We start from the raw sequence: 15,666 nt of genomic DNA on the forward strand, positions 1-15,666 counted from the left end.
TTCAGGCGCGCGGCCAGCGCGGCACCCCGGCGCGGGGTCAGCTCGTCGCGGGCGCGGTCCCAGGCGAGCCAGGGGCGCAGGTCGGCGAAGTCGGTGCTGGGGTAATGGCCGGAGAGCATGTCCAGCGTGGCCTCGAGCAGCGGGCGTGACAGCTCGCGCCAGGGCGCGGCGCGGCGGACCAGCGCGTTCAGCTCGTCCACCGTGCGCGGGCGTTCGCAGACCATCGCGACGAGCTGCTGGGCGAGCACGTCCAGCGGGTTGTGCGGGGCATGGAGCGGTTCCAGCGCGCCGGCCTGCATGCGCTCGCCGATCACCGCGCATTCCAGCAGGTCGCCGCGAAAGCGCGGCAGCAGCAGCGAGCGCGAGACCTGGCCGACCCCGTGCCCGGCGCGCCCGGCACGTTGCAGCCCGCGGGCGACCGCGCCGGGGGATTCGACCATGATCACCAGGTCCACTGCGCCCATGTCGATGCCCAGCTCCAGCGAGCTGGTCGCGACGATGCCGCGCAGGCGTCCGGTCTTCAGCCGGCCCTCGATCTCGGCGCGGCGCTCGTGGGAGACGCTGCCGTGGTGGGCGGCGACCAGGTCCTCTACCACCTCGGCGTCCTCCGGCTGCTGTTCGCGCCAAGCCTCGTTGATGCGCTGGACCAGGCGCTCGCACAGCCCGCGGCTGTTGACGAACACGATGGTGGAGCGGTGCTCCAGTATCGCGGCCAGCAGGCGCGGCTCCAGGCGTGCGGCGCGGTCGCCGCCACCGGTGGGGAGCTGTCCGGTGCCCTGGCCATACACCGCGCCGAGGATGGAGCCGGAAGGGATCGGATTTGTCGCCTCCGGGCCATCGACGGTTGGTGCTGCGTGCTCGGCGGGCGGTTCCTCGGGGGCGAGGATTTCCAGATCGAGGCGGGGCGGCTCGGCAGCGTCGATCACCTCCACCTCGCGGTCGCCCCCGAGGAAGCCGCGCGCGACCTCCACCGGGTGCACGGTCGCGGAAAGCCCGATGCGCTGCGGGTCCTGGCCGCAGCGCTCGGCCAGGCGTTCCAGCGACAGGGCCAGGTGCGCGCCGCGCTTGTTGCCGGCCAGCGCATGTACCTCGTCGACGATGACCGTGTGGACCGACTCGAGGTTCTCGGCGGCCTTCGCGCCTAGCAGCAGGTACAGCGACTCCGGGGTGGTCACCAGGATGTCGCCGGGCTCGCGTGCCTGGGCGCGGCGCTCGGCCTGCGGGGTGTCGCCGGTGCGGATGTGCACCACCGGTTCGCGGGCCGCCTCGCCCAGGCGCGCGGCGGTCCGGGTGATGCCGGTCAGCGGGGCGCGCAGGTTGCGCTCGATGTCGGTGGCCAGTGCCTTCAGTGGCGAGATGTACAGCACCGAGTAGCCGCGGCGGGCGGCGGGCGCGGGTTCGCCGGTCAGGCGGTCGATCGCGCTCAGGAACGCGGCGAGTGTCTTGCCGCTGCCGGTGGGGGCGATCAGCAGGCAGTGGTGGCCGGCCCGGATCGCGGGCCAGCCGCGCGACTGGATGGTGGTCGCCTGCCCGAAGGCCTCGCCAAACCAGGTGTCGGTCGCGGGGCGAAAGGGCGTGACCATGGCCCCGGCAGGGTCAGGCGTGGCCGACGGTGGTGTCGGTGGTGGCGTGGAAGTAGTCGCTGTCGCGCGCCAGCTCGTCGATCAGCTCGTGCAGCATGGCCAGGCGGCTCTCGGCATCCGCGAACGGGGCGCAGTCCCGGCACAACGGATCGCCGCAGGGCTGGCGGCTGTACAGCCAGAAATGCACGGCACCGGCCAGCAGGCCGTCGGCGACGTCGCCGGTCTCGTCGGCCTGGCCGTCATCGGCGAGCCGGTTCGCCAGCTCGATCAGGTTCTGGGCAGCATTGTTGTAGGTCTGGTCGGCGGTGTCGTTCATGGGATCTCGAAATCGGTTTACGGCAAGCCGCGATTTTTCGACCGCGGGCAAACCCCGCAGTTTACCGCGTCTGGCCGATATTCCGAAGAAACAGGGGAATATGGCGCTCCTCCGGGGACAGACCGCCGTGGGCGCCAACAAAGAATGGCCCCTCGTCGTCGGTCGGCGGGTCCACCAGGTAGGCGTCCTCTGCGGGCAGTAGCAGGTAGTCGCCGGCCCGCGCGCGCAGTTCGGGGTGTTCCGGGCCGTGGCCCAGGGTTCGGCCCTGCGCGCCGGGTTCCAGCCAGGCGGCGGCGGGCACCACCGTTACGTCGTCGCCGAAGGCCGCGTGCAGGGCGGCGAGGAATTCCACGTCGCGGCCCTCGCGCACGTGGGCAAGGGCCGCGCGTGGTTCGCCGGTCAGGCGGTGGCGCAGGCAGGCCTGCACCGCCGGATGCTCGCGCAGGTCCAGCCGGCGCTGCATGCTGCGCATGCCGTGGTCGGCGGTGGTCAGGAACACACTCTCCGGGCGCTGGATCTGCGCGCAGGTCGCGGTGTAGGCCAGGTCCAGCTGCTTCAGGTGGCGCTCCACCTCCGGGCTCTCCGGGCCGTACTCGTGGCCGAGGTGATCCAGCTCCGACCAGTACACGTAGGTGAAGTGCGGGCCCGGCGTCGCGTTCACGTGCGCGGCCACCCGTGCCGGCAACTCGGACAGGTCCTCGAAGCCGATGAAGTTCGCGCCGCCATTCATCATGCGGTTGTACGGCGTGCCGCCGATCCACTCCGGCCCGATGCAGGTCATGCCGCAGTCGATCCGGTCGCTCAGGCGATCGGGCTGCACGCGGCTGGTCAGCTCGCGGTAGCCGAGCGTGCTGACGCGGTCCTCGCGGTCGCGCTCCTGACCCATCAGCACGGTCAGCGTGCGCTCGGCGGCGGACAGGCGCGTGTGCCAGCCGAGCAGGCCGTGCTGCGCGGGCGCGCGGCCGGTCAGGATGCTGCTGATCGCGGTGGCCGTGGTACTGGGGAACACGGTCTCGAGATCCGTCACGTAATCCGCGCCCAGCAGCGGTGTGTGGCGGCGATAACGCGTGGCAAATCCGTCGATCAGCCACAGCACAATGTGACGGTCCGGCCCCAGATGCTCGGAGACACCCGGCAGCGGCGGGTGTGCGGCCGCCGGGTTCAGGCTGGCCTCGATCTGGCCGAGCAAATCCATCAGCCCGGGCGCTTCCAGACGGGCGCGCAGGATGGTATCCACGGCCGAGTCGGCCGCGGAGTGGGGCGTCATCGGCAAGTGTTCAGCCCTTCGCGCCGCCATCGCCGCCCATGCAGGGCGGGGAGTCCGCGACCTGGCCGGCGCGCTCGAACCACTGATCCGGGTCCAGTGTGTGAAGCGCCAGGGCGTGGATGCCCCCGGCCAGCTCGTCGGCCAGGGCTTGGTTCACCAGCCGGTGCCGTGCGATCAGCTTCTGATCGCGAAAGGCCTCGGACACCACCGTCACCTTGAAGTGTGACTCCGAACCCGGCGGCACGTTGTGCATGTGGCTCTCGTTCACCACCTCCAGATGCTCGGGCGCAAAGCGTTCCTCCAGCTTCCGGGTAATGGTCTCCTGCATGGTCATCGACGACTCCAGTGCTTCGAATGGTGGGGCAACGTGTCCAGTCTGCCGTGTCGGCACCGCATGTCCATATCCTCTGTGGGTCGCATGGCTGCCGTGCCCGGAAGGCCGGGATTACGCGCCCGGTGCGCGAGCTTTCCAATAGTCCGGGTCACGATGCAGGTGCATGATGGCGAGAATCAGAACAGCGTCCTCGTCTTCTGTATAAAGGACTCCGTACGGAAATCGCTTCACGAACGAGCGCCGTACTTCGCCCTCGAGAACCGTCCATGCGCGCGGATAAGCGAGGGCGCGTTGCACTGCTGCAAACACTTCAACCGCAAAATCGTTCCCGAGTCCGGGCTCGATTTTTTCGTAGTACTGGATGGCCTCCGTGAGTTCTTGCTCCGCTTCCGGATGAAAGCGAAAACTCATCGTTCAAACCGGTGCCATATCTTCTCGAAGACCTGTTCGCCCGGAATGGCCGCGACCGTGCCCGACCGGATCTCTTCCAGGCGTTTTCGGGAGACTTCCGCCCATTTTCGGTCTACGCCCGCATCGGGCGGGTTCAGGCTTCGGAGGAGAGAGTCGACTACCAGGGCGCGTTCCTCCACGGGCAGGGACTCGGCTTCGTCGATGAGGTCTTTGATCTTCATGTCATCATCCTCGTGACATCGCTGTGGGCGATGGCCGGAGCAAGGTGTCTGCTCATACTGGCATGGTAGTGCGAGAGGGCGCCATTGTGGCCGGCATGAAGCAGGTGGTTCCCGCTGCCGGGAGGTGATGATGCGACAGACACTGGCGTTCGATATCTATGGGACGCTGATCGATACGCAGGGGATTGCGGCGACGCTCGAGGGGTGGATCGGCGAGCGGGCACCTGTGGTGGCGCGCGCCTGGCGCGAGAAGCAGCTCGAATACACGTTCCGGCGCGGGCTTATGGGAGCGTATGCGGACTTCGATACCTGTACCGAGCAGGCGTTGCGGTACTGCTGCGAGGCGCTGGGTGTTGCGCTCGAACCAGAGCAAGAGGCAGAGCTGTTGCGGCGCTATCGTCAGCTCCCGGCCTTCCCCGATGTGCCCCCGGCCCTGGATGGGTTGCGCGCGGACGGACACCGCCTGTTCGCGTTCTCCAACGGGACGAAAGAAACGGTCAGCGGGCTGCTGCGCCACGCCGGGCTGGAGGATCGCTTCGAGGATGTCGTCAGCGTGGACGAAATCGGCTGCTTCAAGCCCGATCCACGGGTCTATCGACATTTCCTGCAGCGGGCGAATGTCTTGCCGGTGGATGCCTGGCTGATCTCGGGCAACCCGTTCGACGTGATCGGGGCTCAGGCCGTGGGTATGCGCACCGCCTGGTTCGACCGGGCGGGGCGGGGCCTGTTCGATCCCTGGGGCTACGAACCTTCGGGTACGATCCAGGGGATGGGCGAGCTGGCAGGCATGTTGGAACGCGGGTAGAGGCGGTATGGGGATAGCGGCTGGCTCGCCGCCCGACAGGTTGTGAAGCTGTTTGGGCGGCCCGGGTGGTCTGTTGTCGGATCAGGCAGCGGTCTCAGGGGACTCGTGCTGCGGGTCGTGGAGTTCGAGGTCGACCATCAACTCGTTGGCGAGCGCCTCGAGATCGTCCTGCAGCGTATCCAGATCCACGCCATCGGGGACGCCGAGTCGGGCCTGCGCGTGGAACATCGGTTCGCCGGTCATCGAGGCTGGCTCGCACGCCGTGTCCAGGGTTTCCACGCCAACGCCGTGGCGCGCGAGGACCGCGGTGATGTCCTGCACGATCCCTGGCCGGTCGTGTCCGACCAGATCAAGCATCACGTGGTGCCGGGGTGATGCCGAGAGATGGCTCCCGCGTTGAATCTGAACCTGAAGTCCATCTCTTTCCAGTTCGCGCAGTGCCGATTCCAGCTTGTCGGCAACATCCGCTTCGGCCTCCAGCAGCACCACCCCGGCAAACTGTCCGGCCAGCTGCGTCATGCGGCTTTCCTGCCAGTTACCGCCCGCCGCCCGGGCCTTGGCCGCCACCGCGCTCACCAGCCCCGGCCGGTCCGGCCCGATCACCGTCAGAATCACCGAAGTCTTCATGCGAGTACTCCCCATTCCAGATCCAGTCAGAGAATCATCCTACGGCATGAGTCCGGCCGAGGGGTACGCCCCGGCGACGAAACCGGCCCCGGTACCTTTCGCGAACGTTGGCGGGGGACGGGTCGTCTCGAGTGGCTCGATATCCACAAAATAACGATTCTGTGGCGTCCAGCCAGTTTGATGGCCCGGGGTCACCTATTCTTTGATTGTGACTGAAGGTTGTCGGAAAGGCCCGGAGGGGCCGCATTCGATGAAGTACGGACATACCCATTCGCAAGCTCACCCTGGGTGCCGGGGCAGCTGTTCTGATGGCGGGTGCGGCGGCCGCCGCCTGGGACGAGTACAAGCCCCTGTTCGCCCCGGGCTACGCCGAGCCGGAAGAGCACCAGTTTGTCCACATCCCGCCGACCCTGACGGATCTGGAGGAGTCCCGTCTGCATCCGGAGCTGCAGGACGTGATTCGGCGCGGGCACGACCTCCTTGTCGATACCCCGCAACTGCGCGGGCAGCATGGGTTCAACGACATGAACTGCGCCCGCTGCCACATGGACGCCGGGCGCCAGCCGTTCAGCGCCGCCCTCTGGCCGGCCGCCATCGCGCTGCCGGACTACCGCGGCAAGAACCGCCAGGTAAACAGCCTCGACGAACGCGTGGTGGGTTGTTTCACCTACTCGATGAATGGCCAGCCGCCGGAGTACGGCAGCAGCGACACCATGCTGGCGATCACGGCGTACCTGCAATGGATGGCTAGGGCGTGCCGATGTACCCGGATGAAGAGATCTACGGCCGCGGCTATGGATCGGTGGACGAGCCGGAACAGGAGCCTTCCTTTGAACGTGGCAAGTGAACGTGGCAAGGAGGTCTATGCCCAGAACTGTGCGATCTGCCGCACCGAGGGCGGTCAGGGGCTGAAGCAGGACGGCCAGGTGGTGTTCCCGCCGTTGTGGGGCAACGGCTCCTTGTGTCTTGCGGTTCACGGATGTCGCGGATCAGCACCGCGGCGGCCTTCATCAAGCACAAGATGCCTCTTGGACAGCCAAACTCGCTCAGCGACCAGGAGGCCTGGGACGTGGCGTTCTACATAAACAGCCATGAACGTCCGCAGGACCCACGCTACACCGGCGATGTCCACGAGACCCGCGAAAAGCACGCCAACTCCCACGGCCACACGGTCTACGGGAGCGTGCTGAACACGATGGTCACCTGCTCGGGGATCACGACAATACCGGCGAGAAGGGCTTCCTGCGTCCGGAGATCCTCCGCTCGCGCACCTTCGACTGACGCGATCATCTCCCGGCCGATCCGCCGGGAAGCCATCAACGCCCCGGAACGCTGGTTGTCCCGGGGCGCTTTCGTTTCCTCCGCCTTTGGACCGGTTTTGCTGCTCCCGGGCGGGGGTCAGTCGGTATAGATCATCCGGCGGGTCATGCCGCCGTCGGCGGTCCAGGTCTGGCCGGTGACGAAGCCGGCGTCCGGTCCGAGCAGGAAGGCGGTCAGGGCGGCGATGTCGGCGGGCTGGCCGACGCGCCCGGCCGGGTGCTGGGCGTGGTCGTGGGCGGATAGCGGCCCGGCCTTTTGCTGGTCGGGGTTGCGGGTGTCGATCCAGCCGGGTCGGATGGCGTTGACGCGGACGTCGGGTCCGGCGCTGATGGCCAGGGCGTGGGTAAAGGCGTCCAGTCCGCCCTTGCTGGCGGCATAGGCCTCGGTATCCGGTTCCGACTGCAGGGCACGGGTGGAGCTGATGTTCACGATGGCCCCATGGCGGCGACGCAGCAGGGGCAGGGCGTGCTTGGCGAGCAGGAAGGCACCGGTCAGGTTGGTGTCCAGCCAGCGCTGCCAGTCGACGAGCTCCAGTTCTTCCAGTGGGCCGGAGTGGGGGTCGCTGATGCCGGCGTTGTTGACCAGGGCATCGAGGCCGCCGTGCCATTCCTCCGTGCGTTGGATAATCTCGCGCACGCGCGCCTCTTCGCGGACATCCAGCGTCATCGCCCGGGTCGCGGGGCCGAGGCGCGCGGTGGCCTGTTCGCATGCGGGGCCGTCGAGGTCGGCCAGCACCACCTGCCAGCCATCCTGCACCAGGCGCTCGGCGATGCCGAGGCCGATCCCGTGCGCCGCACCGGTGACCAGCGCGACCCGTTGAGCCGGGTCGTTGTCCGGTCTTTCAGACACCGGCGGTTTCCGGGAGCTTGTAAAAGGCGCGGGCGGTGGCGGTGGTGTGGGCGGCGAGGTCTTCCGGGGTCTCGTCGCGCAGCTGGGCCACGTATTCGCCGATGTGGGGGAGGAAGGCGGGTTCGTTGCGGCGGCCGTTGCCGATCTTCTTGCCGCTGCCCTTGGGCAGGCTGCGCGGCAGGAGGTAGGGGGCGTCGGTCTCGATCATCAGGCGGCCGCGCGGGATGGTCGGGACCAGCGGGTGCAGGTGGGTGCCGCGACGTTCGTCGCAGACCCAGCCGGTGATGCCGATGTGGCAGTCGAGGTCGAGGTATTCGGCCAGGGCGTCGGCCTCGCCGGTGAAGCAGTGCACCACGGCGGCCGGCAGCTTGTCGCGCCAGCGGCCCAGGATCCGGGCGAAGTCGTGGTGGGCGTCGCGTTCGTGCAGGAACACCGGCAGGCCGAGATCGGCGGACAGCTCCAGCTGGGCCTCGAAGGCGATGCGCTGCTGCGGGCGCGGCGAGTGGTCGCGGTTGTAGTCCAGGCCCATTTCGCCCATGGCGACCACGTTTTCGTCCGCGCCGGCGAGGTCACTGAACCGGGCGGCGATCGCGTCGGTCCACTGTTTTGCCAGGTGTGGATGCACGCCCAGGGTGGCGCGGCAGCATTCCGGGTACTGGTCGGCGATCTCCAGGCACTTTTCGCTCTGGTGGGCGTCGGCGCCGGTGATCAGCATCCAGGACACACCGGCCTCGCGGGCGCGTTCGAGGACCTCGTCGCGTTCCTTGTTGAAGGATTCGTGGGTGAGGTTGAAGCAGATATCGATCCATTCCATGCGCGGTATGCTAACGGATTGGAGGCGTGGTGCCAGATCCCGGGCCTGTCATTGCAGGGCGCCGCCAGCACCGTGGCACAAAGGCGCGGACGCGTTGAACGGCCGCAGGCCGACCTGAAGGACGAGCGCAGAGAGTAATCTCCTCGGTGTGGCAGAGCGTCTCTCAATGGAGATCCGGTGGGTTCGTCTGGAGATTGCTTCGTCGCTGTGCTCCTCGCAATGGCGGGGCTGTAGTCCGGGTTTGGGGCTCAGGCCGTGTGGGCGTGTTAAACCTTATTCAGAGCTTTTGATTTGGAGTTTGGAATGCGCGATGCGAGTCCCCAGGCGGTGTATCTGAGCGATTACCAGCCGCCGGCGTTTGTGGTGGAGAACCTGGAACTGGACTTCGATCTGGCGGCGGCGACCACCAGTGTGACGACGCGCATGGCAGTGCGCCGCAATCCACAGGCGGCGGAGCCGGATGCGCCGCTGCGGCTGTATGGCGATGGCGTGGAGCTGGTCTCGCTCACGGTGGACGGCGCCAAGCCGGCCGAGGGTTTGCTGGAACAGGAGGCCGAGGGGCTGCTGCTCCACGGCCTGCCCCAAGCCGCGCGGCTGGAGATCGTCAGCCGCTGCCACCCGGATCAGAACACCGCGCTGGAGGGGTTGTACGCCTCCAGCGGCAATCTCTGCACCCAGTGCGAGCCGGAGGGCTTTCGCCGCATCACGTTCTTCCCCGATCGTCCGGATGTGCTGACGACCTATCGCGTCCGGCTGGAGGCGGACCGGACGCAATACCCGGTGCTGCTGGCGAACGGTAACCGGGTGGAGGCCGGCGAGCTGGACGGTGGCCGGCACTACGCCGTGTGGAAGGACCCGTTCCTCAAGCCGTCGTACCTGTTTGCACTGGTCGCGGGGGATCTGGCCTGCCAGCGCGACACCTTCACCACGATGTCCGGGCGCGAGGTTCAGCTTGAGCTGTACGTGGAGGCGCACAACGCCGATCGCTGCGATCACGCGCTGGCCTCGCTGAAGCGCGCGATGCGCTACGACGAGGAGGCCTTCGGCCGCGAATACGATCTGGATGTGTACATGATCGTCGCGGTGGACGACTTCAACATGGGGGCGATGGAGAACAAGGGGCTCAACCTGTTCAACGCCAAGTACGTGCTCGCCAGCCCTGACACCGCCACCGACGACGACTTCGTCGCCATCGAGTCGGTGATCGCCCACGAATACTTCCACAACTGGTCGGGCAACCGCGTGACCTGCCGCGACTGGTTCCAGCTCTCGCTGAAGGAAGGCCTCACCGTCTTTCGCGACCAGGAGTTCACCACCGACTGCACTCTGTTCGGTGTCAAGCGCATCGACGACGTCGCCATGCTGCGAGCCTTCCAGTTTCCGGAGGATGCCGGCCCGCTGGCGCACCCGGTGCGCCCGGATCACTACGCCGAGATCAACAATTTCTACACCCTGACCGTGTACGAAAAGGGCGCGGAGCTGATCCGCATGCTGCGCACCCTGATCGGGCGCGAGACCTTCCGCCGCGGGCTGGATGTCTATTTCGAGCGCTTCGACGGCCAGGCGGTGACGACCGACGACTTTGTCGCGGTGATGGCGGAGGCCAGCGGGCACGACCTGTCCCGCTTCAAGCGCTGGTATACCCAGGCCGGCACCCCGCACGTGACGGCCGCGACGTCGTTTGACGGCCCCGGTGGCCAGGCGCGCATCACGCTCGCGCAGGAGACGCCGCCAACTCCAGGGCAGGCGCACAAGGAGCCTGTGGTGATCCCGGTGCGGGTCGCCTTTCTGGATGCCGAAGGGCGGCGCATCACCGCCCACCAGCAGGGCGACGAGGTGCAGGACGAGTGGGTGCTGGAGCTCAGCGAGGGCGAGCAGACCTTCCGTTTCGAAGGGCTGTCCGACTCGCCAACCGCGATCTCCTGGCTGCGCGGCTTCTCCGCCCCGGTAACCCTGAACGCCAACCAGGGCGTGGACGAGCTGGCCCACCTGCTGGCCTATGACGATGACGCCTTCGCCCGCTGGGAGGCGGCGCAGACGCTGTTTCGCCGTGCGATCCGGTCACGCATCGAGCACGATGCCGCCGACACCGCGCTGGAGGCGGCGATCGAGCATGCCTTGGCGGCGCTGTTGCGCGACGAGGCGATCGAGCCGGTGCTGCTGGCGACCATCCTGCAACTGCCGCCGACCCGCGAGCTGGCCGAGCTGTTCGAGCGCGTGGATCCGGTGCGCCTGCGCAACGAGCGCGACGACCTGGAGAAACGCCTGTACATGCCGCTGACCGAGGCGATGCAGCAGATCCAGCCGAAGCTGGATGACGTCGACAACGGTGCATTCACCGCCGAGGCCATGGGCCGTCGCCAGTTGCGCAATCGCCTGCTGGTGCTGCGCGTGGCCGCGCGCGACCAGGCGGCGGTGCCGGAGGCCCTGGCGCAGTACCAGAAGGCACACAGCCAGACCATGCGCATGGGTGCGCTGAACGCGGTCAACGACCTGGACCACGAGGCGCGCCAGGTGCTGCTGGCGGACTTCGAGCGGCGTTATCGCAACGACCCGCTGGTGCTGGACAAGTACTTCGGGCTGCAGGCCGGCAGCCAGGTCGCCGGCGGCTTCGAGCGTCTCGACGCCCTGCTTGAACATCCCGGTTTTCGCTGGACGAATCCGAACCGCGTGCGCGCGGTGCTCGGGCCGTTCATGGCGCGCAACGAGCGTCACTTCCATCAGGATGACGGCGAGGGCTACCGCCGCATGGGCGCCTTCGTCGAGAAGCTGGACGCGATGAATCCGCAGACCGCCGCGCGCCTGGCGCAGCCGCTGACGCGCTGGCGCAAGGTGGATACCGCCCGTGGCGAGCAGATGCGCACGGAACTCGAGCGCCTCGCCGCGCTCGAAATCTCGCGCGACCTGCGCGACGTGATCGAGCGCGCGCTGGCGGAGTAGGAGACGAGTCTTTCGCCGATCGGGCGCTGGGGTTGAATACAGGAGTATGCTTGCACGCGAAGCCCCTCCCTGCGTCCGGCTTTGGCGGGGTTTCGCGTGCGAGAACGCCCCTACGGGGTTGTGGGTCGTGGTACTTGATGCCCGGCTATCGGGGCGCGAAGCCCCCACGAGAGGAGGTTCTGACCGACGTGAAACGGATCTTCCACCGACTGCTGTGCGGGATGCTGGTGCTGGCGATTGCCGGCCTGCCGGCGCTGGCGGCGGCTGCGGGTCTGGGAGATGGTCACGCCGGGCATACGATGCATGGGGCCCATTCACCGGGGGGGTCCGCGCATGGAAATCACTCGGCCCATGATCGTGAATCCGGTCATCGGGGCGGCGACCACCACGACCATCATGCGCATGACGATCACGGCGGCGACGCCGGTGCGCCGCATGGCGCCGGTATTGAACACGAACGCCACGCGAACCATTCCCAGGCCAGCGCATCGGTCGTGCACGCGGACTGCGTGGACGGATCCTGCCTGTCCAGCTGCTCCGCCTGCAGCCACTGCCAGGGCATGCTCTCCATCACCGGCCTGCACCTGCTGACCCCGGTGGTGCAGGCGATGACCCTGTATACCTTCCAGAGCGACCCGCCCTCGGCCGCGCTGTACCGCCCTCCGATCCTCTCCTGATCCCGACGTGCCGGCCGTCTGGCCGGTTCCTGCCCGCAGCCCCCGGGGATCCCGGGCCGCGGGTGGCATGGCCGTGCCGTGCATTCGCGCGCGGCGCGGAATCGAATACGGAATCAAGGAGATTTTCACGATGCGAGCAACCCGATTGCTGCTCCCTGTCGTCTCGGTGCTGTTTCTCGCCGGTTGTGCGGTGACCGCGCCCGAGCTGGACCGGTCCGAGTTGACCGAGGACATCTCGGTGCAGGGGATCGACCTACCCGAGTCGGAGATGCCCCGACCCTCCGGTGAGCTGACGCTCGAAGAGGCCATTCACCAGGCCATCTGGCGTAACCCGCGGATGCAGCAGGCCTACGCGAAGCTGGATCTGACCGCGGCCGACGTGGTCGAGGCCTCGCAGTTTTCCAATCCCTCACTGTCGTTGTCCGTGATGAACCCCGAGGGTGGTGGCGGCAACGACTACGGCGTTGGTCTGGCCTGGGGGATCTCCGGACTGTTGATGCGCAGCTCGCGCCAGGAGATGGCGCAGTCCCACTGGGAGTCCACCCGCCTGCAACTCGCCGAAGGCCTGGTCGCGCTGGCCAGCGACACCGAACGTGCCTGGTATGACGCCGTGGCCGCGCGCCAGCGCACCAAGGTCCAGCGTCTGCAGACGCGCGCGGCCGACCTGGGCGCCCGTCTGGGCGAGCGCTTCTATGACGCCGGGAACATCCCGGACCTGGAACGCGCAAAGCTGCGTATCCGCGCGGCCGAGGCCCGTCTGAAGCTCGAGGACGCCCGCCAGCGCGAACGCGAGGCGCGGTTGCGCCTCGCGCATCTGATGGGGCTGCCGGGCGAGGTTCATGACTGGGAGCTCCCGAAAGAGCTGCCGTTGCCGCTGGATACGGTCGAGGATCGCCAGGCCCTGGTGGACCAGGCCCAGGAGCAGCGACTGGACCTGCGTGCGATGGATCACGCCCTGGAGGGGCTGACCGAGGGCGTTGCGCTGGTGCGGCGCTATCGCTGGATGGGCGATATCGAGCCCGGGCTCGAGTTCGAGCGCGAAGGTGACGGGACCCGCCTGTGGGGCGGGGGCATTTCGTTCACCCTGCCGATTTTCAACCAGAACCAGGCCGGCATCGCCCGCGCCGAGGCCCGTCTTTCGGACGGCGAGGCGCGGCGGGATACGCTGGTCCATGCGATCACCGACGACGTGCATCAGCGGTTCGAGCGTCTGGCCCACCATCGTGCGCGCTTCGAGGTCCTGCGGGATGACCTGCTGCCGGCCCGCGAGGTGAAACTTCAGCGGCTGCAGGAGCGCGTGAACTTCATGTTCGACGACGTCTTCGCTCTGTTGGACGGAAAGCAGGAGGAACTGGCCGACTGGCAGACGGCCGTCGCGGCCCTGGGTGACTACTGGCAGGCACGCGCCGCTCTCGCGCATTCCGTCGCCGGCGAGCTGCCCGGCGGTGAGCCGGGCCGTGCCGGCTATCTGGAGACCTCCGGCCTCGAGCACGAGCCGGCGGCCATGGACCACGGAACCCGTGGTGGCATGGACCATGGCGAAGGCCACGAGGGCCATTCCGACATGGATGGCGGAGACGACGACACCCCCGAGCATTCCGACGACGGGCATGGAGGGCATCACTGATGAAGCGCCGTAACTTTCTGATCGCCGCCAGCGCCCTGCTGCCGGCAACCACCCTGACCCGGGTGATGGCCGAAACCGGTCATGAGCACCACAACCAGGGCGACCACACGCCGGGCGAACGGACCGACCAGGGCTACATGCCGGTGCACACGCCCAATGGCTGGACACTGCCGTACACGATGAATGACGGGGTGAAGGAGTTTCATCTGGTCGCCGAGGAGATCGAGCACGAGTTCGCGCCCGGCTCGGTCGCCAAGTGCTGGGGCTACAACGGCACCACGCCCGGTCCGACCATCGAGGCGGTGGAGGGCGACCGCGTGCGCATCTACGTGACCAACCGCTTGCCCGAATACACCTCGGTGCACTGGCACGGGCTCCACCTGCCCTCGGGCATGGACGGGGTGAAGGGCGTGACCCAGCCGCCGATCCATCCGGGCGAGACCTTCGTCTACGAGTTCGAGCTGAACCAGCACGGCACGCACATGTACCACCCCCATGCCGACGAGATGGTGCAGATGGCGATGGGGATGATGGGCATGTTTATCATCCATCCGAAGGATGGCGAGATTGAACCGGTGGATCGCGATTACGCGATCATGCTGCACAACTGGAGTCTGCATCCGGGTACCCGCACACCGGACCCGTCGGTGATGGTGGATTTCGATCTGTGGTCGATGAACTCCAAGGTGTTTCCGGCCATCGATTCGCTGGTGGCGAAGACCGGCGAGCGCGTGCGCATCCGTTTGGGCAACCTGTCGATGTGGAACCACCCGATGCACGTGCACGGGGTGTCGTTCGAGGTCACCGGCTCCGATGGCGGGCGCTGGTCGCGTGAGCAGTGGCGCAAGGAGACCACCGAGATCGTCGGCGTCGGACAAACCCGCGATATCGAGTTCGTCGCCCCCCCGGGCGACTGGGCATTCCATTGCCATATGTCCCACCACACCATGAATCCGATGGGGCACGAAATCGCCAATCCGCTGGGGGTCGACCAGTCCGGCATCGAGGACGAGATCCGCTCGATTCTCCCCGACTACATGGCGATGGGCGAACACGGTATGGCCGATCATCAGGACCATACCGACAGCGGCCACATGTCCGGACCGGAGAATACCCTGGCGATGGCCATGGGGCAGGGTCCGTTCGGCAACATCGGGATGGGCGGGATGTTCACCCTGGTCAAGGTCCGCGACGACCTCGAACCGGGGGATTTCGACGACCCGGGCTGGTATCGGCATCCGGAGGGCGAGGTGGCCTGGAGGGTCAGTGACAACCCGGAATTCGGCAATCCGGTCCGCCGCGGTACACTCGCCGGAGAAGGTTCCGACGCGTTGCCCACCCCGAGCCGCGAGTCGCATGGTCAAAATGGCCATGGCGGCCACGAAGGCCACAACCACTAGACCTGGCGCTTGCAGCCGGAAAGGGCCGGGGTTCCCCGGGGAATCCCGGCCGCATTGTGGCCCTGGTTTGCAGTTTCCCCGGAACGAAAAGAGGACACGACATGCAGATCCGAAAGACGACTCATCACATCATCTGTGCCGGCCTGGCGGCCCTGCTTCTGGCCGTCGCAATGCCCCTCGCGGCGCACGACGGCGCGCCGGGCAGTACACCGGAGGACGGTGCGACGGTGCAGGGCTCCCCCGAGGAGATCGGCATCGAGTTCGAGGGGGCGATGCGTATCACCCAGTTCGACGTCACCGGCCCCGACGGCCGCGTCCGCCTGGCGGACCGCCCAGGCAGCGATCCGACCGAACGCTACTTCGTGGAACCAGCCGAGCCGCTGCCAGCCGGGGACTACGAGGTGCGCTGGCGTGGGCTGGCGCGCGACGGTCACACGATGTCCGACGGCTTCCGTTTCACGGTCGAGGACTGAGT

16 protein-coding genes are annotated in these 15,666 nt (G+C 67.4%); 7 read left to right on the plus strand and 9 right to left on the minus strand.

All coding sequences use genetic code 11. The features are described 5' to 3' along the window. The 6 genes from ACESLR_RS06015 to ACESLR_RS06040 form a co-directional block, all read right to left on the minus strand. Nucleotides 1-1,583, minus strand: a 1,583-nt coding sequence (locus ACESLR_RS06015) for a DEAD/DEAH box helicase (RefSeq protein ID WP_373066813.1), incomplete at its 3' end; no start/stop codon positions are given. A gap of 13 nt (nucleotides 1,584-1,596) precedes the next feature. Then, nucleotides 1,597-1,899: a hypothetical protein gene (locus tag ACESLR_RS06020; RefSeq protein WP_373024867.1), complete on the minus strand. Its 303-nt coding sequence runs from the start codon at nucleotides 1,897-1,899 to the stop codon at nucleotides 1,597-1,599. A gap of 61 nt (nucleotides 1,900-1,960) precedes the next feature. Beyond that, a complete protein-coding gene (locus ACESLR_RS06025) occupies nucleotides 1,961-3,166 on the minus strand; it encodes an alkaline phosphatase family protein (RefSeq protein ID WP_373024866.1) in 1,206 nt (401 codons plus the stop codon). A gap of 10 nt (nucleotides 3,167-3,176) precedes the next feature. Next, nucleotides 3,177-3,500 carry a BolA family protein gene (locus ACESLR_RS06030; RefSeq protein WP_373024865.1) on the minus strand — a complete coding sequence of 108 codons (324 nt, stop codon included), beginning with the start codon at nucleotides 3,498-3,500 and terminating at the stop codon, nucleotides 3,177-3,179. 111 nt (nucleotides 3,501-3,611) lie between these two features. Next, nucleotides 3,612-3,911 (minus strand): type II toxin-antitoxin system RelE/ParE family toxin, encoded by a 300-nt coding sequence (locus ACESLR_RS06035; protein WP_373054335.1) that lies wholly within the window; start codon nucleotides 3,909-3,911, stop codon nucleotides 3,612-3,614. Beyond that, the gene (locus ACESLR_RS06040; protein WP_373066817.1) at nucleotides 3,908-4,132 is read right to left on the minus strand and encodes an addiction module protein; all 225 of its coding nucleotides are present in this window, start codon (nucleotides 4,130-4,132) and stop codon (nucleotides 3,908-3,910) included. The genes ACESLR_RS06035 and ACESLR_RS06040 overlap by 4 nt, the downstream gene beginning before the upstream one ends. A gap of 130 nt (nucleotides 4,133-4,262) precedes the next feature. Between ACESLR_RS06040 and ACESLR_RS06045 the strand changes: the two genes are divergently transcribed. Next, nucleotides 4,263-4,937: a haloacid dehalogenase type II gene (locus tag ACESLR_RS06045; RefSeq protein ID WP_373054336.1), complete on the plus strand. Its 675-nt coding sequence runs from the start codon at nucleotides 4,263-4,265 to the stop codon at nucleotides 4,935-4,937. 81 nt (nucleotides 4,938-5,018) lie between these two features. On the opposite strand, the gene ACESLR_RS06050 is transcribed toward ACESLR_RS06045, so the two are convergent. Then, nucleotides 5,019-5,564, minus strand: coding sequence for a glycine cleavage system protein R (locus ACESLR_RS06050; RefSeq protein ID WP_373066821.1), 546 nt, complete (start codon nucleotides 5,562-5,564; stop codon nucleotides 5,019-5,021). Between the two features lie 308 nt (nucleotides 5,565-5,872). Here ACESLR_RS06050 and ACESLR_RS06055 point away from each other — a divergent pair, with 308 nt between their 5' ends. Beyond that, the gene (locus tag ACESLR_RS06055) at nucleotides 5,873-6,649 is read left to right on the plus strand and encodes a c-type cytochrome (RefSeq protein WP_373066824.1); all 777 of its coding nucleotides are present in this window, start codon (nucleotides 5,873-5,875) and stop codon (nucleotides 6,647-6,649) included. Nucleotides 6,650-6,962: 313 nt separating this feature from the next. Here ACESLR_RS06055 and ACESLR_RS06060 read toward each other — a convergent pair whose 3' ends face one another. Together ACESLR_RS06060 and ACESLR_RS06065 are read right to left on the minus strand one after the other, a co-directional pair. Then, nucleotides 6,963-7,733: an SDR family oxidoreductase gene (locus ACESLR_RS06060; RefSeq protein WP_373024860.1), complete on the minus strand. Its 771-nt coding sequence runs from the start codon at nucleotides 7,731-7,733 to the stop codon at nucleotides 6,963-6,965. Next, nucleotides 7,726-8,547 carry a TatD family hydrolase gene (locus ACESLR_RS06065; RefSeq protein ID WP_373024859.1) on the minus strand — a complete coding sequence of 274 codons (822 nt, stop codon included), beginning with the start codon at nucleotides 8,545-8,547 and terminating at the stop codon, nucleotides 7,726-7,728. Before ACESLR_RS06065 ends, ACESLR_RS06060 begins: the two co-directional genes overlap by 8 nt. 303 nt (nucleotides 8,548-8,850) lie before the next feature. On the opposite strand from ACESLR_RS06065, the gene pepN reads away from it, so the two are divergent. The 5 genes from pepN to ACESLR_RS06090 all read left to right on the plus strand — a co-directional run bounded on the left by pepN (nucleotide 8,851) and on the right by ACESLR_RS06090 (nucleotide 15,664). Next, the gene (pepN, locus tag ACESLR_RS06070) at nucleotides 8,851-11,487 is read left to right on the plus strand and encodes an aminopeptidase N (protein ID WP_373024858.1); all 2,637 of its coding nucleotides are present in this window, start codon (nucleotides 8,851-8,853) and stop codon (nucleotides 11,485-11,487) included. Between the two features lie 221 nt (nucleotides 11,488-11,708). Further along, nucleotides 11,709-12,164 (plus strand): hypothetical protein, encoded by a 456-nt coding sequence (locus tag ACESLR_RS06075; RefSeq protein WP_373024884.1) that lies wholly within the window; start codon nucleotides 11,709-11,711, stop codon nucleotides 12,162-12,164. Nucleotides 12,165-12,309: 145 nt separating this feature from the next. Then, the gene (locus tag ACESLR_RS06080; protein WP_373024883.1) at nucleotides 12,310-13,791 is read left to right on the plus strand and encodes a TolC family protein; all 1,482 of its coding nucleotides are present in this window, start codon (nucleotides 12,310-12,312) and stop codon (nucleotides 13,789-13,791) included. After that, the gene (locus ACESLR_RS06085; protein WP_373024857.1) at nucleotides 13,791-15,191 is read left to right on the plus strand and encodes a multicopper oxidase family protein; all 1,401 of its coding nucleotides are present in this window, start codon (nucleotides 13,791-13,793) and stop codon (nucleotides 15,189-15,191) included. Before ACESLR_RS06080 ends, ACESLR_RS06085 begins: the two co-directional genes overlap by 1 nt. 101 nt (nucleotides 15,192-15,292) lie before the next feature. After that, the gene (locus tag ACESLR_RS06090) at nucleotides 15,293-15,664 is read left to right on the plus strand and encodes a copper resistance protein CopC (RefSeq protein ID WP_373024856.1); all 372 of its coding nucleotides are present in this window, start codon (nucleotides 15,293-15,295) and stop codon (nucleotides 15,662-15,664) included. Nucleotides 15,665-15,666: the final 2 nt, after the last annotated feature.

It is taken from the genome of Thioalkalivibrio sp. (assembly GCF_041685615.1).
Lineage (GTDB): Bacteria > Pseudomonadota > Gammaproteobacteria > Ectothiorhodospirales > Ectothiorhodospiraceae > Thioalkalivibrio.